Consider the following 20782-nt stretch of genomic DNA (forward strand, 5'->3'; position numbering starts at 1 on the left):
TTCACCGTAGTGAGCCCAATTCCGCGGCGCCGAAGGAGACGCTGAACTTCACGCACCAGAGGAACACCGACGGATAGTCGCCCAGGTCGACGCCGGCGGGGATCTCGTACAGCTGGTCGCCCTTGTTCCCCTTGATCATCCCGAGGTCGACGTGTGGGACCCCGGCAGCCGTGCGCCACCCGGCGAATCCCCCGACCACCTCCCCCTGCGACAGCCACACGTGGACGTCCGGTCCGGTGGTGGTGTCCAGGCCCTCGATCGCCAGCACGCGTGACCCGTCGGGCTGCTCGATGATCGAGACCGATCCGGAGGTCGAGTGTTCGTGGCTGATCAGGCTGCCGCGCGAGATCACCACCGGCCCGGCGGGAGGCGCCTGCCCCGGCACCGGCGTGGTCGGGGTGACCGCGACCGGGATCGCGTCGTCGACCTCGGTGTCGACGAAGATCAGCCACGGCTGGAAGACGACGGCCCCGACCGCCAGCGCCGCGACGATCACGACGCCGAGGCCGCCGAGCAACCACGGCCGGCGGCGGCGTCGGCGCCGGGGTGGTGCAGGTGGCTGCGGATGACCGGTCATGAGGGCGACCCTACGAGCGGCGGACCCCGCGCGACCAGGACTTTGGGCCGAATGGATGACCAGACGGAGCGCCATGGATGCCGATGGCGAACAGGGGCCGCGGTAGCGATCACCTAGACTCACCTGTCGTGACATCTACTGGCGCACACGCAACTGGCATCGCGACCGTGATCGACGGGGGTTCGACTCCCGGCGTCGTCCTCGACGTCTGGTTCCCCGAACCCGAACTCGACGGTGTCGAGACCGCCGAGACCGTGACCCTCGACGACGAGTCGACACCGGCTCACCTCCGTGAGCTGGTGGGTGTCGACGAGGCCCGCGGGGTGAAGACGATCGCGGTCCGCACCGGTATCGCCGACATCGCCGCCGCACCGATCGACGCCTACGACGTCTACCTCCGACTGCACCTGCTGTCGCACCGCCTCATCACCCCGCACGGCGCCAACCTCGAAGGCATCTTCGGGATGCTCACCAACGTGGTCTGGACCAACCACGGCCCGTGTGCGGTGGACGACTTCGAGTCGGTGCGGGCCAAGCTGCGCGCCCGCGGACCGGTCACCGTCTACTCGATCGACAAGTTCCCGCGCATGGTCGACTACGTGGTGCCCGGCGGCGTACGGATCGGCGACGCCGACCGCATCCGTCTCGGTGCACACCTCGCGGCCGGCACCACCGTGATGCACGAGGGCTTCGTCAATTTCAATGCCGGCACCCTCGGGTCGTCGATGGTGGAAGGTCGCATCTCCGCGGGCGTCGTCGTCGGCGACGGCTCCGACATCGGCGGCGGCGCCTCGACGATGGGCACCCTGTCGGGTGGCGGCAAGGAGATCATCGCGCTGGGCAAGCGCTGCCTCCTCGGCGCGAACTCCGGCTGCGGCATCCCGCTGGGTGACGACTGCGTCGTCGAGGCCGGCCTCTACGTCACCGCCGGCACCAAGGTCACCGGGCCCGACGGCACGCAGATCAAGGCGCGCGACCTGTCCGGCCAGTCCAACCTGCTGTTCCGTCGCAACAGCCTGACCGGCGCGGTCGAGGTCGTGCCGTGGAAGGGCGACGGCATCGCCCTCAACGAGGCACTGCACAAGAACGACTGAGTCCGGGCCGCTGGCCGGATCCGTGATCGCGACGTATGGTGGGCTCATGAGCACATCGAACAATCGTTCGACGAACGAGACCGACGACGTCCTCGGCGCGGGCGCCGGGAACTCCACCGAGAAGGACCCGGACGACTGGGTGACCGGCGACGAGCCGATGACCGGAGCCCAGCGCAGCTACCTCGACACCCTCGCGCGAGAGGCCGGCGAGACGCTCTCGGCCGACCTCACCAAGGCCGAGGCCTCCGAGGAGATCGATCGACTACAGCAGAAGAGCGGTCGCGGCTGATCTGGCCGGGGTTGATCCGGTCGGGGTTGATCCGGTTGGGGGCTCAGACGGCCAGCCGGGCGACGGCCGCACTGATCCGTTCATCGGTCGCGGTGAGCGCCATGCGAACGTGGCGTTCACCCGCCGGCCCGTAGAAATCGCCGGGGGCGCAGAGGATTCCACGCGCGGCGAGCCAGTCGACGGTCTCCCGGCACGGCTCGTCCCGGGTGGCCCAGAGGTACAGGCCCGCCTCGGAGTGATCGACCCGGAAGCCCGCACCCTCGACTGCGGCCTTCAACAGGCGCCGACGGGCGGCGTAGCGTTCGCGCTGCTCGTCCACATGCGCATCGTCGCGTAGCGCGGCGGTCATCGCCCCTTGGATCGGGAACGGCACGATCAGTCCGGCGTGCTTGCGGACCGCGAGCAGTTCGCCGATGAGATCGGGGTCGCCGGCGAAGAACCCGGCACGGTACGACGCCAGGTTCGAGATCTTCGACAGTGAGTGGACCGCCAGCAGCCCCGTGTGGTCGCCGTCGCAGACCCGTGGGTCGAGGATCGACAGCGGCTCGCCCTCCCAGCTCAACCCGAGATAACACTCGTCGGACACGACGACGGCCCCTCGCTCACGTGCCCATCCGACGACCTTGCGGAGATGGTCCAGGCCGAGGATCTTGCCGGTCGGATTCGACGGCGAGTTGATGAACATCAACGCCGGGTTCATCGGCCCCAGGGCGACGGTCGAATCCGCGCGCACCGGTCGGGCACCCGCGAGCAGCGCGCTCACCTCATAGGTCGGGTACGCGACCTCGGGAATGACCACGTCGTCGCCGGGTCCGAGTCCGAAGGTCGATGCGAGACCCGCGATCGCCTCCTTGGTCCCGATCACCGGCAGGATGCCCGTCTCGTCGAGCGCGGTGACTCCATGCCGCCGGACCAGTGACTCCGCGGCCGCCTCGCGCAACTCGGGCGTCCCGATCGTCGTCGGGTACCCCGGGAACGTCGAGCTGTCGGCGAGTGCATCGCGGATGAGATCGGGCACCGGGTCGACGGGCGTGCCCACCGAGAGGTCGACGATGCCGTCGGCGTGAGCCCCGGCCGCCGCCTTGGCGTCGGCGATCGTGTCCCAGGGAAAGTCGGGCAGGCGCCCGCTCACCCGGGTCGAGGTGACTCGTAGCGGTGCGGCCGCACGGGAGACAGGACTGCTCATGCCTAGCCGGTCAGTCCTCTTCGTTCATCGGCGGGAGTCCCTTGATGAACGCCGGATCGGCGTCGGTCTTGCCGACCTTGCTGGCACCGCCCGGGGAGCCGAGGTCGTCGAAGAAGTCCGCGTTCGCGCTGACGTAGGGCTCCCACTCGTCGGGGACATCATCCTCGTAGAAGATCGCCTCGACCGGGCACACCGGCTCGCACGCACCACAGTCGACGCACTCATCCGGCTGGATGTAGAGCATGCGTCCACCCTCGTAGATGCAGTCGACGGGGCATTCCTCCACGCAAGCCTTGTCCAACACGTCGACGCAAGGCTCCGCGATGATGTAGGTCACCACTCACTCCTTCGCTAGGGAAGATCCGGGTCGACGCGACGAGAAGCGCTGGTTCGGCGTCGAACAGCACTCCGGCGTCGGCGCCGGTGCGGCCCGAGGGCTGGTCGAACCGCACCCCACAGTATCCGCCCCGGTGGACGCTGCGACGAAATCGGCCCCCGTCCAGAAGGGCCTGGATCGGCCTGGGAGTAACGAGGATCACACTCGGGCCGCCGGTGGGCGCCACGGGTTTCGCTCATCGTGCCGACAAACCTCGACGCCGCGATCATCCGCGGGCAGTGTCGGGCACATGATCGTCGTCGACGAATCCGTCCTGACGGGACACCGACCCGCGGGTGCGTGCGCCCGGGTGCCGCACCGACCCACCGCGCGGTCGATGTCGATGTGCTGTTGCTGAACCGATCGGCCTCACCACATCCCCGTCGACCATCGCAAGGATTCGCCATGACCTCCACCCTCGCCCGCACCGAATGGGCGTCCCCGTCCTCGACGTCGTCTCTGTCCGCCGCCCGGAACCGGGCTCGGAACTCCTCGTCACTCCGTGAACGCCCCGGCGCTGCGGCTCCGCGCACCATCAGCCACCTGCCGACACGGCTTCGGCCCGCCGACCTCCTCCGTATCACCGACCAGGGCGTCGCCGATGTCCTCGACGGCCGGCACGACGCCGTGCTCCCGGAGGTCTGGGACGAGCGGCACCGCTGGTCGACCCGACTGCACGCCGACGACGACGTCGATGTGTGGCTGATCAGCTGGACGCCGGGCGAGGCCACCGAACTCCACGACCACGCCGGCTCGCTCGGCGCGCTGACCGTGCTGTCGGGCAGCTTGCGCGAGTATCACTGGACGGGAGACGATCTGGCGGTGCGCATCCTCGACGCCGGCGACCAGGCCGCCTTCCCCCTCGGGTGGGTGCACGACGTCGTGCGGAACCCGGTCGTGGCCGCGCCGGAGCCGTCGGCCGGTGAGCAGCCCGTTGCGCTGGTGACCCCGACGCTGAGCGTGCACGCATACTCTCCGCCGTTGACCGCCATGTCCTACTACGACATCTCCGAGGGCGGGCACCTGCGCCGCAATCGGACCGTCCTCACCGACGAACCCGAATGAGCGCTCACCGGACCATCGACGACGTGCTCGCCGACGCGCGGTCGCGGATCGCGCGGGTCGAGCCCGTCGACATCCCGGCGGAGCTGGCCGACGGCGCCGTACTCGTCGACATCCGGCCCGCGGCCCAGCGGGCCGAGGAAGGCGAAGCGCCAGGGGCCCTCGTGATCGAACGCAACGTCCTCGAATGGCGGTGCGACCCGGCGAGCGACGCACGCATCGACCAGGCGGTCGACCACGACGTCCGCTGGATCATCCTCTGCTCGCAGGGTTATACGTCGAGCCTCGCCGCGGCCGCGCTGCAGGAGCTCGGACTCCATCGCGCGACCGACGTCATCGGCGGATATGAGGCTCTCGCACCGGTACTCGGGTAGCTGCCCGTGAAGGCTCCGGCACATTTCTCGCCAGGCCCCTTCGAGGCTCGTCGCTAGCGCTCCTCGCACCTCAGGGAGCAGAGGGGGTCGCCCTCCTCGCACCTCAAGGAGCGGACGGGGTCGCCCTACTCGCACCTCAGGGAGCAGAGGGGTCGCCCTCCTCGCACCTCAGGGAGCGGACGGTCGCCCTCCTCGCACCTCAGGGAGCGGACGGTCGCGCTCCTCGCACCTCAGGGAGCAGAGGGTGGCCATCCGCACCTCAGGGGACCAGTGGGGTGTGATTCTTCGGATCAGGCAGCAGGACACACTCAGGCGACCGCGGGCCACGGTCGCGGCGCCGGGCGCGTGTCGACGGCGAGGCCGGTCACCGGATCGGCGAGTGCCGCGACGTGGTGGGTCAGCGCCGGGTCGATCCAGTCGGCACCGTTCAGCACGTAGGGCGGTTGCGCGGTGATGCGCTCGGTGAGAACGAAATCGGACTCCGCGGTACGCGCGGCCAGGGCGTCGAGGTGCGGCCAGGGGCGCTCCGGGTTGACGTGGTCGGGCGTCAGCGGCGACACCCCGCCCCAGTCGTCGACGCCGGAGGCGATCAGCGCGGCGCACTCGGCGGGCGACACCAGGTTCGGCGGCGCCTGGACCCGCATGTGCGGGCCGAGGACGATCCGGGCCACCGCGACTGCGGCGAGGAACTCGGTCATCTCCGCGTCGGGGGTCGAGCGCATGGCGGTGTCCGGCTTGGCGCGGAAGTTCTGCACGATCACCTCCTGGATGTGCCCGCCCTGGGCCTGCACGTCGGCGAGGGCCAGCAGCGATTCGGCTCGCTCGGTGAGGGATTCGCCGATCCCGACGAGGATTCCGGTGGTGAACGGAACGCGAGCGGTGCCCGCGTCGCGAAGCACCTGCATGCGGACCAGTGGATCCTTGTCGGGACTTCCGTAGTGCGCCTGCCCCTTCTCGGTGAACAGGCGTCGCGACGTCGTCTCCAGCATCATGCCCATCGAGGGCGCGACCGGCCGCAGGTGGCGAAGTTCCTCGAGGCTCATCACACCGGGATTGAGGTGCGGCAGCAGACCCGTCTCGGACAACACCGCGACCGCGGCCGCACGCACATAGTCCAGCGTCGAGGAGTAACCCCGTTCGGCCAGCCATTCGCCGGCCTGCGGCCATCTTTCCTCCGGCCGGTCACCGAGGGTGAACAGGGCTTCCTTGCAGCCGAGTTCGGCACCGCGCCGCGCAAGGTCGACGACCTGGTCGAGTTCGAGATACAGGCCCTCCCCCGCGCGGGCGAGCTTCCCGGGGACCGTCACGAACGTGCAGTAGTGGCACCGGTCGCGGCACAGGCGGGTCAGCGGGATGAACACTTTGCGGGAGTAGGTGATCTGACGCGACCTGCCGACCGCCGCGAGCCCGTCGTCGCGGATCGCCCCGGCGATCGACTGGAGTTCGGTGAGGTCGTCGCCGGAACAGGACAGGAGCGCCACGGCGTCGTCGAGTCCGATCGGCGCCCGTTCGCGGGCGGCGGCCAGCGCTCCGCGGATGGCGGTCTGGTCGGTCATTCCTCACCCTCCTCGGGTGTTCCGGTGCCGGGTTCGTCGGGATGTGGTTCGTAGGGTGCGGGGTCGAAGGTGCCGTTGCGTTCACGGAACGACGCCGCGGTGCCCGGCCACAGCAGGGTCAGGCGACCGCTGTCCGGGTCGACATACCAACTGTCACAACCGGTCAGCCACACAGTCGATTCACTGCGCGTGTCGATCTCACGCGTGTAGGCCTCCTCCGCGGCAGCCGAGACCGCCAGGGTCGCGACTGCGTTGTCGGCCATGTACTCCAACGCACCCACGACGTAGTCGAGTTGCGTCTCGATCATGTAGATCGCCGAGTTGTGTCCGAGTGCGGCGTTCGGCCCGTCGAGGACGAACATGTTGGGGAACCCGCTGACGACGGTCGAGGCATAGGAGGTCATGCCCGCCGACCAGTGCTCGGACAGCCGGTGCCCGGCGCGGCCGGTGATGCGCGACGCGGCGGGAGGTCGCGCGGCCTCGAATCCGGTTGCCATCACCAGGACGTCGAGGTCGTAGGTGTGACCGCTGTGCGCGGTGGCCTTGGACTCGGTGACCGACGTCAGCGCGCTCGGCTCGAACACCACGTTGGGCCGCTGCAGCGCCGGATAGAAGTCATCGCTGAGAAGGATGCGCTTGCAACCGATCTCGTAGTCGGGCGTCAGCTGCTCACGGAGGCCGGCGTCGGCCACCTGCCCGTGCAGGTGGTCACGGGCCCGCGCCCGGATCTCATCGATGTCGGGATGCAACCCGAGTCGCTGCCGGAAGGCCGCGTCGGCCTCGACGAGCAGCTGGTCGCGCACCTCGGCGGCGACGGCCGGATCGAGCATCGCGGCGCGCTCGTCGTCGGTGTAGTCGCGGTCGGCCCGCGGCACCACATACGGTGCGGTGCGGCAGAACACGACGAGGTCCTCGGCGACCTCGGCGAGGTGTGGGATGAGTTGCACGGCCGACGCGCCGGTCCCGACGACCCCGACCCGCGCACCCGCCACGGCGACGGCGTCGTCCCAACCGGCCGTGTGGACGACCTGTCCCGGGAAGGTGTCGAGGCCGTCGATGTCGGGGATACGCGCCTCCGACAATCGCCCCACCGCCAGAACCAGCGTACGGGCGCGGAACGTCGCGGACCGACCGTCCGGCGCGGCGGCGGTGATCACCCAGCGCGCGTCCGGCTCATCCCAGACCGCGTCACGCAGTTCGCGATTGAGCTCGATGCGGTCGGCCAGCCGTTCGTCGACGACGATCTGTTCGAGATAGCCGCGGATCTCCGCGCCGCGCGGGAACCGCGCCGACCAGTCCGCGGGTGGCCGGAACGAGAACGAGTACAGATGAGCCGGGATGTCGCAGGCGATTCCGGGATAGGTGTTGTCGCGCCACGTGCCTCCCACGCCGTCGGCGCGTTCGAGTACGACAAACGACTCCCGGCCGCGGCGCGCGAGTTGTGTCGCCATGCCGAGGCCGGCGAAGCCCGCACCGATGATGACGACGTCGACGTCGTCCATCGTCAGCGAGGCCTGGCACGACCCGGCCGACGGTCCCGCGGAGGACGGTGTCCCGCTCACGCGGACACCTGGGGCAACGCGACCAACCGGTCCGGTCCGGGCATCTCGTAACGGGTGGTGCGCTGACGTGGTGTGCGTCCGGCTCGCGCCGCGATGTCGACGACGGCCGCGACATCGAGCACGTGGCCGGCTTCCGGTCCCGCGGTCGGCATCAGGGCGCCGTCGAGCAGCAGACCGCCCAGATCGTCGGCCCCGCCGCGCAGCACCAGATCGACGGTGGCGGCAGGGAGCTTCGTCCAGGCCACCTGGAGATGGTCGACGAGGCCCACGGACATGAGTCGGGCCACGGCGTGCACCGCGCGGGTCTCCCGTTCCGACGCCGTCCGCGACGCGGTCTCGGCGAGGTGCGGCGGCACGTTCTCGGGCAGCAGCGGCATCAGGATGAGCTCGCTGAAACCCCCCGTGCGGCGCTGGATCTCGAGGAGCAACCGCAGATGTGCGACCTGGTGCACGGGCGTCTCGACATGCCCGTAGAGCATCGTCGCCGTGGAGAAGAGGCCCACCCGGTGGGCGGTCTCGATGACATCGACCCAGCTGCCGACCGGCGGTGCCGAGCCGGTGGGCGACAGCGTCGCACGCACCGTGTCGTCGAGGATCTGGGCGGCGGTCCCCGGCACCGATCCCAGGCCTGCCGAGTGCAACCGCTCGAGATGTTCGGCCACCGACACCCCGGCGCGCTCGGCGCCGTCGACGATCTCCGGTGCCCGGTACGCGTGGAGATGCAACCCGTCGGCGGCACCGGTGATGGTTTCGACGAGCCGGATGTACTCGTCGGCCGGGAGCTCGGCGGGCAGTGGTCCCTGCATGCAGATCTCGGTCGCTCCGAGACCGACCGCCTCGACGACCAGGTCGTCCAGCCCGGGGTCGTCGGGGCCCAGGCGGCTGACGACCCCGGTGTCGAGGTTGCGGTTGACCACGAACGTCAGCGCATCCGGATCGGTGACGCGACGACGCGCGGAGTCGGCGAGGTCACACAGTTCGTCGAGCTGCTCACCCGCGGCGCCGAGCAGCGCGATCCAGCCGTCATCGTCGAGGGCGTCGGCCCCGAGAGTCGGGTCGTCACGAACACGGCTCAGTGCGGCCGTGACGCGCTCGATCGGGGCCATGATGTCTTCGGCCCACGCGCGCAGAAGCATGTCTCTCACTCTAACTCCGCCTCGCGCAGTGCAGCGCAGAGCGCCCCTGCGCCGGGTGGTCACTCGGGTTCGGGTAGCCGACCCGTCCAGGCCAGCGCGGCGCACGGCCCGACGCCGAGCACCAGGAGCAGGAGTGTCTGCACCAGGTAACCGCCGCTGATCGACAGCACGACATCACCGCCCGGCCCGGGGACGCCGCCGGCGATGACGACGACGAGCCCCCACGCGGCGAGCGGCCCGTACCGCCACGGGGTGGCGGTGAAGCCGGACGCGAGCCAGAGCAGAGCCGCGTTGACCACCCCTGCGACGAGAGCCGCGACGGGTAGCGCGACACCGCCGAAACGCTGGTAGGTGAAGGCGACGCCGAGGAGCCCGACCGCGAACCCGTCGACGATCAGGAAGCCCAGGAGGAGCCGGTCGAGGACGGAACCCGATGCGGGGCGAGCCGAACGTGTCATCGTCTGGATCCCGCGTCTCAGTCGATCCCGGCGAACAGGTCCGACTCGCGCGTGTCCGTCGCGCCGAGGGACTCGTGGCGTTCCGGTTCGGTGAGGATGAAGTGCTCCGCACTGGCGATCGGCTGCAGGATGTTGTTCGACAGGGCGTACTCGGTACCCGACGCGGCGACGGTCACCTGGGTGGCGTGGGCAGCCAGAGCGGCGACCTTGCGCGCGAGGTACCCGCTGATGTCGATCTCGGTGGTGATGTCGGCATCGGGATAGCTGGGGAGCTCACCGTCTTGGGGCATCCGCCAGTTGTCGGGAACGGTGACGACGCGGGCCAGCCCGGACTCCAGGGCACTGCGTTCGGTCACCGATTCGTAGACCTTGACCGGGCCCGAGCCGAGTTCGCGGGCCCGCGCGACCGCGGCCGCCGTGACCTCGTGGACGAGCTTGTGATCGGGATGCCCGTACGTGCCCGAGGCGTCGTAGCTGACGACCACCTGCGGTGCGAACTCGGTGAGGACGCCGACCAGCGCACCGACCGGCTCGTCGAACGCCGCCCGCACGAGCGCGCGCGGGTGGTTCGCCGACGGCGCGCCGGCCATGCCGGAGTCCCGCCAGCGCCCGGCACCGCCGAGGAACTCCGGTCGCAGCGGTGGCTGCCCGTCGGGACTGAGTTCGGCCAGTGCCCGTGAGAGTTCGAGGATGCGGAAGCCGCCCAGTTGATCGGCGCCGCCGTCGGCGACCAGCTGCGCCCACTCGTCCCCGATCACCTCGCCCTCTTCGCCCAGCGTGAAGGTCAGCACCCGCACGTCGACACCCTCCGCGAGATACCGGGCGATGGTGCCGCCGGTCATGATCGTCTCGTCGTCGGGGTGGGCGTGCACGAGCAGCAACCGGCGACCGGCGGCGGAACCGGTCACGACAGCTCCCAGTTCACCGCGGTCCCGAAGATCGAGACCTGGATGGGCCCGGTGAGTGGGACGTCGCGCACGGCGGGCGTGGTTCCCACGACCATCGAGTCCTGATACAGCGGCAGGTAGATCGCCTGTGCGGACAGCAGCGGCTCGGCCTCGTTCAGTGTCGGGATCGGGTCGTCCTCCGAGAGTGCGGTCCGGGCGAGCTCGATCAGGCGCGGATCACACAGCCCCGAGATGTTGCTGGCGTAGCTGTCCCCGGGATCGCCTCCGCTCGGCGCGATGCTGGTGGGGGTCGGCGGCGTCGCGGGAGACGGTTCGGTACCGGGTTTGGGCTGGTTGCAGTCGACTTGCGAGGCGAGCGACGCCGCCGGCGGCACGCCGAGCCCCGACCACCCGACGACCAGGTCGACCCGCTTGTTCGTGAGCGCCGACCCGTACAGCTCGCTGTTGGGGAGCGTGACGACCTGCGCACGCACCCCAGCCCCGCGGAGCTGGTCGACGATGCTCGATGCGGCCGACGTGGTGCGCGGGTCGCCGGCGACCGCACCGACACGCACGATGAGGTCCTGGCCGTCGCGCTGGAACGGCAGGATGCCCTCGGGCAACTCCGGCACCTCGACCAGCCCCTCGATCGGGGCGTCCGTTGCACCGGGCGTCGTGGAACCACCGGCGGACGGCGACCCCGACGCGGGCGGTGACGACGGTGAGACCGACGAGGGCGCCCGGGATGAGGACTCGGACGACGCCGACGGCACCGGCGACGCGGAACCGACGGGTTCCGGCGCGGCGCGACGATAACCGGCGGAACCCAGCAGGGCATCGATCTCGGCCGGCCCGACACGCGGTCGGTCGACCGGCGTGTAACCGGGGTCCGACGGCGCGAAGACCGTGTTGGCGAACGGCTCGACCACCCAGTCGCCGGCGCCGGCGAAGGTCGTCAGTCGCGGATCGACCAGTCCGAGGATCGCGCGCCGGACCTCGACCGAACTCATCGCGTCGGTACGTGCGTTCACGCTCACACCGAGCGACCGCGACGTCAGGCTGCGCGCGGTCTCCAGACCGGGCAGGGCCTTCAGTTCGGCGTCGGTCGCCGGCGAGGCACCAAGGGCCACCATGGCCGAGTCGCCGGAGCGTACGGAGTCGAGCATCTGGGCCGAGGTGCCCGCACGGCGCAGCACGATCTGGTCCAGCCGTGGCGGGGTGACCCAGTAGCGGTCGTTGCGGGCGAGTCGCACCTCGTCACGGGTCTTGTCGATCCCCACGATCGCGTAGGGACCGGCCGACACCGGCTTGCCGGTGTCCATCCCGGTCTGGAAACCCGCGGGCGCACCCTTCAGCACGTGACTCGGCAAGAGCCCGGTGAACAGTTCGCGCCAGGCCGGGAACGGCCGCTCGAACCGGACCTCGACGACCTTGCCGCCTTCCCGGGACTGCACCGAGTCGATGAGCCGGTAGCCGGCCGGCGCCACCACGTTGGGTTGCCGGGACATCTGCTGCCACAGGAAGTTGAAGTCGTCACCGGTCACCGGCAACCCGTCGGACCACTGGGCGTCGGTGTGGATGCGGTAGGTCACGGTGAACGGCGCCCGCGACGTGACCTCCGCGGAGGTCACGAACGAGCGCTGGAGCTCCCACACCGTCCCGCCCGGCGTCTGAACGGGGGCGAAGGCGCTGGGCAGCGTCATCGCCGCGACCGCCGTCGTCACCGGGTTCTGGTCAGCGGCGATGTGCGGGTTGAACCCCGAGCCGACCGAGTCGGTGGCGATGTAGATCGTCTTCTCCACCGGGTACTCGGTCGGGGTCGGCGGCGGCCCGGTGTCGCGGACCGGGGGTGGCGGATCGGACATGCACGCCGTCAACACGACGAGCAGGGCGATGCCGCAGGAGACCACACCGAGCAGCCGGCCCCGGGCGCGATTCGTGGTCTCGCGGCCTTGTTGTGGTCTCGCGCGATTCACCTCGGATACCCCCATGACAAAGAAGCTGCTCGGTCCGTCAGACGTGTCTACCACCGTGCACGGGCGCCGCCGTACCGCCGAACCGTCAGTTGACAGCGGCGTCCCGGGACTTGGCGCGGGAGCGCTCACGGGCACGGGTGTTCGAGTCGAGGTGGACCTTACGCACCCGGACCACCTCCGGGGTGACCTCGACACACTCGTCGGCGGCACAGAACTCCATGGCCGCCTCGAGGTCGAGCTGCATCGGCTTGGCGAGGGTCTCCATCACGTCGGCCGAGGACTGACGCATGTTGGTCAGCTTCTTCTCGCGGGTGACGTTGATGTCGAGGTCTTCGTGGCGCGGGTTGATCCCCACGACGTGTCCCTCGTAGCTGTCGTCGCCCGGGTTGACGAAGAACGTGCCGCGATCGGCGAGTTGGATCATCGCGAACGGGGTCACGGTTCCGGCGCGGTCGCTGACGAGCGAACCGGTGTGGCGGGCGCGGATCTCGCCGGCCCAGGCGTCGTAACCGTCGAAGACGGCGTTGGCGATGCCGGTGCCGCGTGTCTCGGTGAGGAAGTCGGTACGGAAGCCGATCAGGCCGCGGGAGGGCACGATGAACTCCATCCGGACCCAGCCGGTGCCGTGGTTGTTCATCTGCTCCATGCGGCCCTTGCGGGCGGCGAGCAGCTGGGTGACCGCGCCGAGGTACTCCTCGGGCACGTCGACCGTCAGGTGCTCGAAGGGCTCCTGCACCTTGCCGTCGACCTTGCGGGTGACGACCTGCGGCTTGCCGACGGTCAGCTCGAAGCCCTCGCGGCGCATCTGCTCGACCAGGATGGCGAGCGCGAGCTCACCACGTCCCTGCACCTCCCAGGCGTCCGGCCGGCCGATGTCGAGGACGCGCAGCGACACGTTGCCGACCAGTTCGGAGTCCAGGCGCTGCTTGACCATGCGGGCGGTCAGCTTGTGACCGGACACCCGACCGGCCAGCGGCGAGGAGTTGGTGCCGATGGTCACGGAGATGGCCGGCTCGTCGACGGTGATGCGCGGCAGCGGCTGCGGGTTCTCCAGGTCGGCGAGGGTGTCACCGATCATGATCTCCGGCATACCGGCGACGGCCACGATATCGCCGGCCGACGCCGACTCGGCGGGCGCGCGATCGACACCGACGGTGGCGAGGAGCTCGGTGATCTTGGCGCGCTCGACGACGGCTTCACCGTCGACCTCGCGGCACCAGGACACCTGCTGACCCTTGCGGAGGGTTCCGTTGTGGATGCGGACGAGCGCCAGACGACCCAGGAAGGCCGAGGCGTCGAGGTTGGTGACGTGGGCCTGCAGAGGCGCCTCCGGGTCTCCCTTGGGAGCCGGGACGTACTCGAGCAGGACGTCGAAGAAGTCGTCGAGGTTCTCCCCTGCCGGAACCTCACCGTTGGCGGGCTGGACGGTGCTGCACTTGCCCGCACGGCCCGAGGCGTAGAGCACCGGGAGCTCGAGGACGAGTTCGGCTGCCTTCGCGGCCTCCTCGTCGAGGTCGGAGGCGAGGTCGAGGAGCAGGTCCTGCGTCTCGTCGACGACCTCCTGGATGCGGGCGTCGGGACGGTCGGTCTTGTTGACGACGACGATCACCGGCAGCTCGGCGGCCAGCGCCTTGCGGAGCACGAAGCGCGTCTGCGGCAGCGGACCCTCGGAGGCGTCGACGAGGAGGACGACACCGTCGACCATCGACAGACCACGCTCGACCTCGCCACCGAAGTCGGCGTGGCCGGGGGTGTCGATGACGTTGATGACGACCTCGGTCCCGTCCGGCTGGCGCCGGTGGACCGCGGTGTTCTTGGCGAGGATGGTGATGCCCTTTTCACGTTCGAGGTCACCGGAGTCCATCACCCGGTCGACGACCTCGGCGCGCTCGCCGAAGACGCCGGACTGGCGCAGCATGGCGTCGACGAGTGTGGTCTTTCCGTGGTCGACGTGCGCGACGATCGCGACGTTGCGGAAGGTGGGGGCAGCGCTCACTGGCTCTCTTTCGTGTGGGTGGGGACCTGCGGCGGCGGACGGCGCTCGGTTCAACTGCGGAACGTCGGCGACACTCGCATCCGAACGGCTCTGACCGGCGCGGAGAGCAGATCACCCAGGGATTCAATGTGACAGAGTATCGGCTCGGACGGTGAGACCGCGATCACAGCACCCGGAAAGGGGATAGTTAGGGTCTGCTAACCTCGCGGTATGGGCAAGGTCGACCCGACCAAGGTGGGCTCTCTGAAGCCCAAGAAGAAGTGCTGCAAGAGCTCCACGCGCTGCGTTCGCTGCCCGGTGGTCATCCATCGGATGCGCAAGCTCGACACCTCCGAGATGTCGAAGAAGGAGCTCCACAAAGCGCTGAAGAAGGCACGCGTCGCCTGACCCCGGGTCAGCCCGGCGGCGTCTCGCTCTCGCGGTCGGCGGTCCGGACGTCCCCATCGGCCGATCGGACCGCGACGGCGACCGCGACGAGTGCGATGCCCGCCGCTTCGAGCGGTCGCGGCACCTGTCCGAGTGCGACCAACCCGATCACCGACGCCGTCACCGGCAGCAGTGCGAGCAGGATCGCGAATCTCGCCTGTCCGACTCTCCGCAGCACGACCTGATCCAGGGCATACGGCACCGCGGTCGACGCGATGCCCAGCAGCAGGCCCTGCGCCAGCACGACCGGCAGCTCGGTACCCTCGCGCACCGCGTCGGCCACCCACCACGCGAGCGGCGCGGTGAGCAGCGCGGCCAGCGCGAACCCGGTGGCCAGATCCTCGACACCCGCGCCCCGCGCCGCGACGCGTTTGCCCAGGACGATGTAACCGGCCCAGCAGGCGGCCGCGGTCAGCGCCAGGACGACGCCGATCGCCGTCCCCGACCATCGGACATCGGCGATCAGGACGACGCCGACCGCTGCCAGCACGAGTGCGGCGACGTCGCGACGTGTCGCGGAACCCACCGCGGCCACCACGATCGGACCCAGGAACTCCAGGGCGACGGTCGTGCCCAGCGGCAGATGGGCGAGGGCCTCGTAGAAGGCGATGTTCATTCCTGCGGTGATCAGCCCGAAGCACGCCGCGAGGCGCAGCCGCTCCCACCGCCAGGCTGTCCGCGGCGGCCGCACCCACAGCAGCAGCACCAGGGCCGCCCCGGCGATCCGCAACCAGGCGACCGCGGCGGGAGCGATGACGTCGAACAGGCCGACGGCCACAGCCGCGCCGAGATACATCGAGGTCGCGCCGACGACCATCAGACCCGGCGGGACGAGCAGGTCGCGTCGCGTCACCGGCACGGCGACGTCCTCGCGACCGCGCGCGTCGTCACGGCCCGATCACCGCGACGCGTTCGGGCACCAGACGCATCCGGACCCGGTCGCCGACGGCGACCGCTGCGTCTGTCACGGCGTCGATCTCGCCGACCGGGGTGTCGATGCGCACGCGCGGGCCGGCCGGGAGTTCGGCGACGAGCATGACGGTCGCCGTCGCGCCGGTGTCCTCGTCCGTCCCCGGCGACGACGGGCCGATCGAGACCGACTCGGGCCGCAGGCCGAGCCTGCGGCTGCCGTCGGGGCGGTCGAGCGGCATCTCGCCGAGCACGGTGTCGGCGACGCCCGACCGGACCTGCGCGTCGACGACGGTCGTGGCGCCGAGGAATCGTGCGGTCCATTCGTCGACCGGGCGTCGCCACAGCCCCGCCGGGGCGTCGGTCTGGATCATCACGCCGTCTCGCATCACCGCGATCTCGTCGGCCATGGTCGCGGCTTCGGCATGGTCGTGGGTGACCACCATCGTCGGCACACCGGCCGCGCGGACGATCTCCGAGATCTCCACCGCCAGTTCGTCTCTCATACGTCGGTCAAGGGCCGCGAGCGGCTCGTCGAGCAACAGCAGCCGCGGGCGCGGGGCCAGCGCACGCGCCAGCGCGACGCGCTGCGCCTGTCCACCCGACAGGGTGTCGACGAGACGTCTGTCGTAGCCGGTGAGGCCGACCACGTCGAGCATCTCGGCGACGCGTTCGGCGATGGCGCGGCGCGACCAGCGCCGCATCCGCAGTCCGTACCCGATGTTCGACGCGACGCTGCGCCCGCCGAACAGCTGACCGTCCTGGAAGACGACGCCGAAGTCCCGGCGGTGGACCTCCACACCGGCGAGGTCGACACCGCCGAACCGCACCGTTCCCCGGACCGGCGACTCGAGTCCGGCGATCGCCCGGATCAGGGTCGACTTGCCGCACCCCGACGGGCCGAGAATCGCGGTCACCAGCGAACCCTCTCCGCCGAGGCGCCAGGACAGGCCGTCGATGACGGTGTCGTCGCCGTACGCGATGGTGAGATCACGAACCTCCAGCGAGGTCCGATCGCCCCGGGGTGCATCGGTTTTCGAACGAATCGAGGTCACAGCAGCGGAACCTCCGAGCGGGGACGGAAGGCTTCGACCGCGACGACGGCGAGCACCGTCGCGATGACCAGGACCACCGAGGCGGCCATGGCGGTCGCCAGGTTGTCGGCACCCGGCCGGTTCAGCGCGGACCCGATCAGCACCGGGAGGGTGGTCGTGTCCGCGCGGGCGAGGAAGCTCGTCGCGCCGAACTCGCCCAGGGCCATGACGAAGGCGAAACCGCCGGCCGCTCCCATCGACCTGCCGATGATCGGCAGGTCGACTGTCGCGAACACCCGAATCGGACGGGCTCCCAACGTCGCCGCGGCGTGCCGCAGCCGGGCCGGCACCGATTCGAGCGCGGGCATCATGATCCGGATGACCACCGGTATCGCGATGAGCGCCTGGACGAGCGGGATGACCGCGGGGGACGCGGCGATCTCGTAGGGCAGCGACGCCAACACGATCAGATATCCGAATCCCAGTGTGACAGCACTGATACCGAGTGGCACCAGCGACATCGCCGAACCGATGGCCCCGACCACCCCGTGGGCACGGTGGAGCGCGACGGCGGCGAGTGTGCCCACCACCAACGCGATCGCGGTCGCCGCGGTCGCGGTCACCAGCGAGTACCGCAGACTCTCCAGCGGCGTCACCCCGTTGACCGGTTCGGCCAGTGCGCGGTACCCGGCGAAGGTCCAGTCGCCGTGCGCGACCGGCCGGACCGACCGCACCATGAGCACCAGGACCGGCCCGACGAGGAGCACCGCCGTCCACACCCCGACCGCCCAGACGGCCGGCCGCGTCCACCGGCCGCCGGCGACCCGGCGGTCGCGTTCGGCCCGCCGCGCACCGCCACCCGATCCGCGGCCGGCCGGATCGGCGAACACCCGAGTCAGCAGCAACGCCGCGAGCACCACCACGATCTGCAGCATCGACAGTGCGACCGCCTCGGGGATGCGGAAGTACCCGATGGCCTGGGTGTAGATCTCGGTCTCCAGGGTGCGCAGCTCGCCCGCACCGAGGATGATCACGACGCCGAAACTGGTGGAGCAGAACAGGAAGATGAGCGCCGCGGCCGACGCGATCGCGGGCACGAGCCGCGGCACGACCACGGTCGCCGTCGCCCGTATGCGGCTCGCGCCCAGCGACCGGGCCGCCTCGAGCAGCCGTGGGTCGAGAGTGCGCCAGGCCGCGCCGACGACACGTACGACCACGGCGATGTTGATGAAGACATGGGCCGCGAGTACGGCCGGCAGGCCGGAGTCGATGTGCAAGAACGCGAGTGGGCCCGACAGCAACGAACGGAATGCGACGCCCACGACGACCGTGGGCAGGACGAACGGCACGGTCACCACGACCGCGAGGACGACAGCGGTGGTTCCGCGGACTCGGGCGAACAGCCACGCGATGGGTGCGGCGGCGGCGATCGACAGGACGGTCGAGGCCGCGGCCTGACCCAGGGTGACGCCGAGAAGTCCCAGCGCGTCGGTACGTTCGAGCAGTTCGACCAGACCCGTCCCCGAGTCGCGGGCGATCGAGACGGCCCGCCGGACGAGTGCGACGACCGGCCACGCGAACAGCACCACGATGAACAGTGCCGGGAGGAGCCACAGCGCCACCGGTCCGGCGGCCCGGGACGCCCGGGTCATCGCCGTCCCGGGGCGGGTCACCGAGGCATCACCGACCGACCGCGGCGCGCCACTGGTCGAGCCACATCTCGCGATTCTCCGCGATCGTGGCCGGCGGCAGCGACGACATCCAGGCGGGCACCTCCGCGCGCGCCGGCCAGCCCGCGGGCAGCGGGGTGTCCCGCTGCACCGGGTAGACGTACATCGACGACGGGAGTTCTTTCTGCACAGCGGGACTGAGCATGAAGTCGACGAGTTTGCGTGCCCCGGTGGAGTTCCGGGTGCCCTTCAGGATGCCGATGTACTCGATTTGCGGGAAGCAGCTGTCCAGCAGCGCGCTCGTCCCGGGCGTGGCCGCAGGCGACGACGCGTAGGACAGCACGATGGGCTTGTCGCCGCGACCCTCGCCGGCGGTGAAGAGCTGGTTGTAGGCGACCTCCCAGCCCGAGACGACCGTCGCGCCGCCGGCGACGACCTGTTTCCAGTAGTCCTGCCAGCCGTTGCCGAGCGCACCGACCGTGGTGAGCAGGAACGCCGTGCCCGGTGAGGAGGTGGCGGGGTCGGTCACCGCGGTGAGCGAGGCGAATTCTGGTCGGGTCAGATCGCGGAAACTCGCGGGCGGCGTGAGCGACCTGGACTCGAACCAGCCGTTGTCGATGTTGAGGCACACATCGCCGCGGTCGACGGCCGTCAGCTGCCCCGCGGCGCCGGGTACCGCGTACTCCGCGGCACCGCCGGCGGCGGCCGGCGACTCGTAGGGTTCCAGGGCGCCGGCGTCGATCGGGCGGGACGCGAAGGTGTTGTCGATGCCGAAGACCGCATCGCCCTTCGGTGCGCCCGGCGTCAACGACACCGTCGACGCCAATTGCCCGGCGTCGCCGGACTTCACGATCTTCAAGGCCAGCCCGGTCTCCTGGCGGAACGCGTCGAGTACGGGCTCGGGCAGTTCGAAGGAGTCGTGGGTGAGCAGGGTGACCTCCGCGCCCGACGACGAATCGTCGGCGCATGCGGTCGCGCTCGTCGCCACCAGTGCGATCGCGGCCGCGGCGACGACGACCCGCGTCCGTCGCGATCTCCCGCGTCGACGGCCCGACAAGCCGTCGGTACGCAGCTCGTTCACATCAGACTCCTCTTCGACCGCCGGCGAGTTCCCGATTCTTCTCATCCAACCAGGTTGCCGAGGGAGTGCACGAGTCGACCATCTTCACCTCACTTGAGTAACAATTGCATCAATAACCACATAAACCTCACCCGTAACAGAGTCTCGGTCTGGACATTGGAACCCGCGGGGGGCTTAGAATGACCCGCGACGACTCGGGTGAGAGGATGGGCTGTCCGCGACCCGACACCCGGGCGGATGACACGACCACGAGGCGCAGCCCGGCTCTCCCGCCTGCGCCACGACCGTTAGGACACACCAGTGCGTTTCTCCCGGCCACCGAGGTTGCGATCCGGCAACGCCCCGCATCGACTCCGGACCCGTCGCCTCGTCGTCGCCGTGTCGGCGCTCGCCGCAGCGACTTCGCTCGCACTGCCGGCGGCCGCGCAGGCCGCGCCGGCACCGAAGGTCGACCAGCGCGTGCTGGACTCACTCGGCGCGTTCGCACCCGCGATCATCGGTTCGGTGGCCACCCCCGGACCCGACGGCAAGGTCTCGGTCGATCTGCTCCGTCAGGCCCAGTCGTTCGCCGACACCCCCGGGATGCCCGGGGAGGTCAGCAAGATCTGGCGCTCGATCGCCGATTTCCTGGGCGAACCCGGCCGCAAGCAGGCTGCGCGCGAGCTCGCCGCCGAGCGCAAGCCCGGCGATCCGGAGATCCCGCAGGGCCCGAACGCCCCGAAGATCCAAGAATTCCTCTACCCGACCTTCGGCCTCGGATGCATCCCGGGCGGCGGTTCACTCGGACGCGCCCTGGTCACCGCCGGCCCGCAGGAAGCCCCCGCTCCCGGCCCCAAGCGCGGCGAGAGCGGTTACGTCTACACCTCGCTCGGTACCGGCCCGGCCATCGACAACAAGGCCGCACCCCTCACGGTGAGCTGGTTCAACGTCGACACCGGCCGCACGGGCACCACGACGCTCAAGCGCAACCCGAAGATCAACGTCCAGGAGGGACCCGGCACCTTCACCGGTATCTCGCGAACCGGCAAGGGACGCGTCATCTCGGCGATCCACGGCAACGTGACCACCAAGACGAAGGGCAAGGTCGTCTCCTGCACGATCGTCCCGGTCATCGGACTCGCGATCATCTGACC

General features: G+C 70.1%; 20 protein-coding genes. 6 read left to right on the forward strand and 14 right to left on the reverse strand.

Features of this window, described 5'->3' with window-relative positions:
• Position 1 precedes the first annotated feature (1 nt).
• Positions 2-517 (reverse strand): DM13 domain-containing protein, encoded by a 516-nt coding sequence (locus tag CA982_RS06810; protein ID WP_086534573.1) that lies wholly within the window; start codon positions 515-517, stop codon positions 2-4.
• Positions 518-705: 188 nt separating this feature from the next.
• Between CA982_RS06810 and dapD the strand changes: the two genes are divergently transcribed.
• Positions 706-1671: a 2,3,4,5-tetrahydropyridine-2,6-dicarboxylate N-succinyltransferase gene (dapD, locus tag CA982_RS06815; RefSeq protein ID WP_086534574.1), complete on the forward strand. Its 966-nt coding sequence runs from the start codon at positions 706-708 to the stop codon at positions 1669-1671.
• Positions 1672-1717: 46 nt separating this feature from the next.
• Positions 1718-1960: a DUF3072 domain-containing protein gene (locus CA982_RS06820; protein ID WP_086534711.1), complete on the forward strand. Its 243-nt coding sequence runs from the start codon at positions 1718-1720 to the stop codon at positions 1958-1960.
• A 43-nt stretch (positions 1961-2003) separates the two neighbouring features.
• Here the strand turns inward: CA982_RS06820 and dapC are convergent, their stop codons facing one another.
• Positions 2004-3146, reverse strand: coding sequence for a succinyldiaminopimelate transaminase (gene dapC, locus CA982_RS06825; RefSeq protein ID WP_086534575.1), 1143 nt, complete (start codon positions 3144-3146; stop codon positions 2004-2006).
• Positions 3147-3156: 10 nt separating this feature from the next.
• On the reverse strand, positions 3157-3486 hold the full coding sequence (gene fdxA, locus CA982_RS06830) for a ferredoxin (protein WP_004019217.1): 330 nt from the start codon (positions 3484-3486) through the stop codon (positions 3157-3159).
• A 441-nt stretch (positions 3487-3927) separates the two neighbouring features.
• On the opposite strand from fdxA, the gene CA982_RS06835 reads away from it, so the two are divergent.
• A complete protein-coding gene (locus CA982_RS06835) occupies positions 3928-4587 on the forward strand; it encodes a cysteine dioxygenase (RefSeq protein WP_086534576.1) in 660 nt (219 codons plus the stop codon).
• Positions 4584-4958: a rhodanese-like domain-containing protein gene (locus CA982_RS06840; RefSeq protein WP_086534577.1), complete on the forward strand. Its 375-nt coding sequence runs from the start codon at positions 4584-4586 to the stop codon at positions 4956-4958. The genes CA982_RS06835 and CA982_RS06840 overlap by 4 nt, the downstream gene beginning before the upstream one ends.
• A 308-nt stretch (positions 4959-5266) precedes the next feature.
• On the opposite strand, the gene cofG is transcribed toward CA982_RS06840, so the two are convergent.
• From cofG to typA, 7 genes are all read right to left on the reverse strand, one after another.
• Entirely contained in the window at positions 5267-6514 is a 1248-nt protein-coding gene (gene cofG / locus CA982_RS06845) for a 7,8-didemethyl-8-hydroxy-5-deazariboflavin synthase CofG (RefSeq protein WP_086534578.1), read from the reverse strand.
• Positions 6511-8016: a flavin-containing monooxygenase gene (locus tag CA982_RS06850; RefSeq protein ID WP_086534579.1), complete on the reverse strand. Its 1506-nt coding sequence runs from the start codon at positions 8014-8016 to the stop codon at positions 6511-6513. Before CA982_RS06850 ends, cofG begins: the two co-directional genes overlap by 4 nt.
• A gap of 56 nt (positions 8017-8072) precedes the next feature.
• The gene (locus tag CA982_RS06855; protein WP_086534580.1) at positions 8073-9212 is read right to left on the reverse strand and encodes an FO synthase; all 1140 of its coding nucleotides are present in this window, start codon (positions 9210-9212) and stop codon (positions 8073-8075) included.
• A 59-nt stretch (positions 9213-9271) separates the two neighbouring features.
• Positions 9272-9670 (reverse strand): facilitated glucose transporter, encoded by a 399-nt coding sequence (locus CA982_RS06860; RefSeq protein WP_208617903.1) that lies wholly within the window; start codon positions 9668-9670, stop codon positions 9272-9274.
• 17 nt (positions 9671-9687) lie between these two features.
• Positions 9688-10578, reverse strand: coding sequence for an N-acetyl-1-D-myo-inositol-2-amino-2-deoxy-alpha-D-glucopyranoside deacetylase (gene mshB, locus CA982_RS06865; protein ID WP_086534582.1), 891 nt, complete (start codon positions 10576-10578; stop codon positions 9688-9690).
• Entirely contained in the window at positions 10575-12548 is a 1974-nt protein-coding gene (locus CA982_RS06870; protein ID WP_086534583.1) for an ABC transporter family substrate-binding protein, read from the reverse strand. Before CA982_RS06870 ends, mshB begins: the two co-directional genes overlap by 4 nt.
• Before the next feature lie 70 nt (positions 12549-12618).
• Complete coding sequence (gene typA, locus CA982_RS06875) at positions 12619-14529, reverse strand: translational GTPase TypA (protein WP_086534584.1); 1911 nt, start codon at positions 14527-14529, stop codon at positions 12619-12621.
• 210 nt (positions 14530-14739) lie between these two features.
• On the opposite strand from typA, the gene CA982_RS26675 reads away from it, so the two are divergent.
• A complete protein-coding gene (locus CA982_RS26675) occupies positions 14740-14916 on the forward strand; it encodes a hypothetical protein (protein ID WP_086534585.1) in 177 nt (58 codons plus the stop codon).
• Between the two features lie 7 nt (positions 14917-14923).
• Here the strand turns inward: CA982_RS26675 and CA982_RS06885 are convergent, their stop codons facing one another.
• From CA982_RS06885 to CA982_RS06900, 4 genes are all read right to left on the reverse strand, one after another.
• On the reverse strand, positions 14924-15772 hold the full coding sequence (locus CA982_RS06885; RefSeq protein WP_086534712.1) for an EamA family transporter: 849 nt from the start codon (positions 15770-15772) through the stop codon (positions 14924-14926).
• A gap of 70 nt (positions 15773-15842) precedes the next feature.
• Complete coding sequence (locus CA982_RS06890; protein ID WP_425269047.1) at positions 15843-16919, reverse strand: ABC transporter ATP-binding protein; 1077 nt, start codon at positions 16917-16919, stop codon at positions 15843-15845.
• Positions 16916-18550, reverse strand: a complete 1635-nt coding sequence (locus CA982_RS06895) for an ABC transporter permease (protein ID WP_086534714.1) — start codon at positions 18548-18550, stop codon at positions 16916-16918. Before CA982_RS06895 ends, CA982_RS06890 begins: the two co-directional genes overlap by 4 nt.
• 28 nt (positions 18551-18578) lie before the next feature.
• Positions 18579-19649 (reverse strand): thiamine ABC transporter substrate-binding protein, encoded by a 1071-nt coding sequence (locus tag CA982_RS06900; RefSeq protein WP_086534586.1) that lies wholly within the window; start codon positions 19647-19649, stop codon positions 18579-18581.
• Between the two features lie 300 nt (positions 19650-19949).
• Between CA982_RS06900 and CA982_RS06905 the strand changes: the two genes are divergently transcribed.
• Entirely contained in the window at positions 19950-20780 is an 831-nt protein-coding gene (locus tag CA982_RS06905; RefSeq protein ID WP_086534587.1) for an Rv1157c family protein, read from the forward strand.
• The last annotated feature ends 2 nt before the right edge of the window (positions 20781-20782 follow it).

Origin of the sequence: Gordonia lacunae (genome assembly GCF_002149015.1) — a bacterium.
Lineage (GTDB): Bacteria > Actinomycetota > Actinomycetes > Mycobacteriales > Mycobacteriaceae > Gordonia > Gordonia lacunae.

Coding starts and splice junctions, on each gene's coding strand:
- CA982_RS06895 (WP_086534714.1), bottom strand. CDS start 18,550: ATGACCCGGGCGTCCCGGGCCGCCGGACCGGTGGCGCTGTGGCTCCTC.
- CA982_RS06840 (WP_086534577.1), top strand. CDS start 4,584: ATGAGCGCTCACCGGACCATCGACGACGTGCTCGCCGACGCGCGGTCG.
- CA982_RS06870 (WP_086534583.1), bottom strand. CDS start 12,548: ATGGGGGTATCCGAGGTGAATCGCGCGAGACCACAACAAGGCCGCGAG.
- CA982_RS06835 (WP_086534576.1), top strand. CDS start 3,928: ATGACCTCCACCCTCGCCCGCACCGAATGGGCGTCCCCGTCCTCGACG.
- dapC (WP_086534575.1), bottom strand. CDS start 3,146: ATGAGCAGTCCTGTCTCCCGTGCGGCCGCACCGCTACGAGTCACCTCG.
- CA982_RS06820 (WP_086534711.1), top strand. CDS start 1,718: ATGAGCACATCGAACAATCGTTCGACGAACGAGACCGACGACGTCCTC.
- CA982_RS06855 (WP_086534580.1), bottom strand. CDS start 9,212: ATGCTTCTGCGCGCGTGGGCCGAAGACATCATGGCCCCGATCGAGCGC.
- CA982_RS26675 (WP_086534585.1), top strand. CDS start 14,740: ATGGGCAAGGTCGACCCGACCAAGGTGGGCTCTCTGAAGCCCAAGAAG.
- cofG (WP_086534578.1), bottom strand. CDS start 6,514: ATGACCGACCAGACCGCCATCCGCGGAGCGCTGGCCGCCGCCCGCGAA.
- CA982_RS06860 (WP_208617903.1), bottom strand. CDS start 9,670: ATGACACGTTCGGCTCGCCCCGCATCGGGTTCCGTCCTCGACCGGCTC.
- CA982_RS06885 (WP_086534712.1), bottom strand. CDS start 15,772: ATGGTCGTCGGCGCGACCTCGATGTATCTCGGCGCGGCTGTGGCCGTC.
- CA982_RS06850 (WP_086534579.1), bottom strand. CDS start 8,016: ATGGACGACGTCGACGTCGTCATCATCGGTGCGGGCTTCGCCGGCCTC.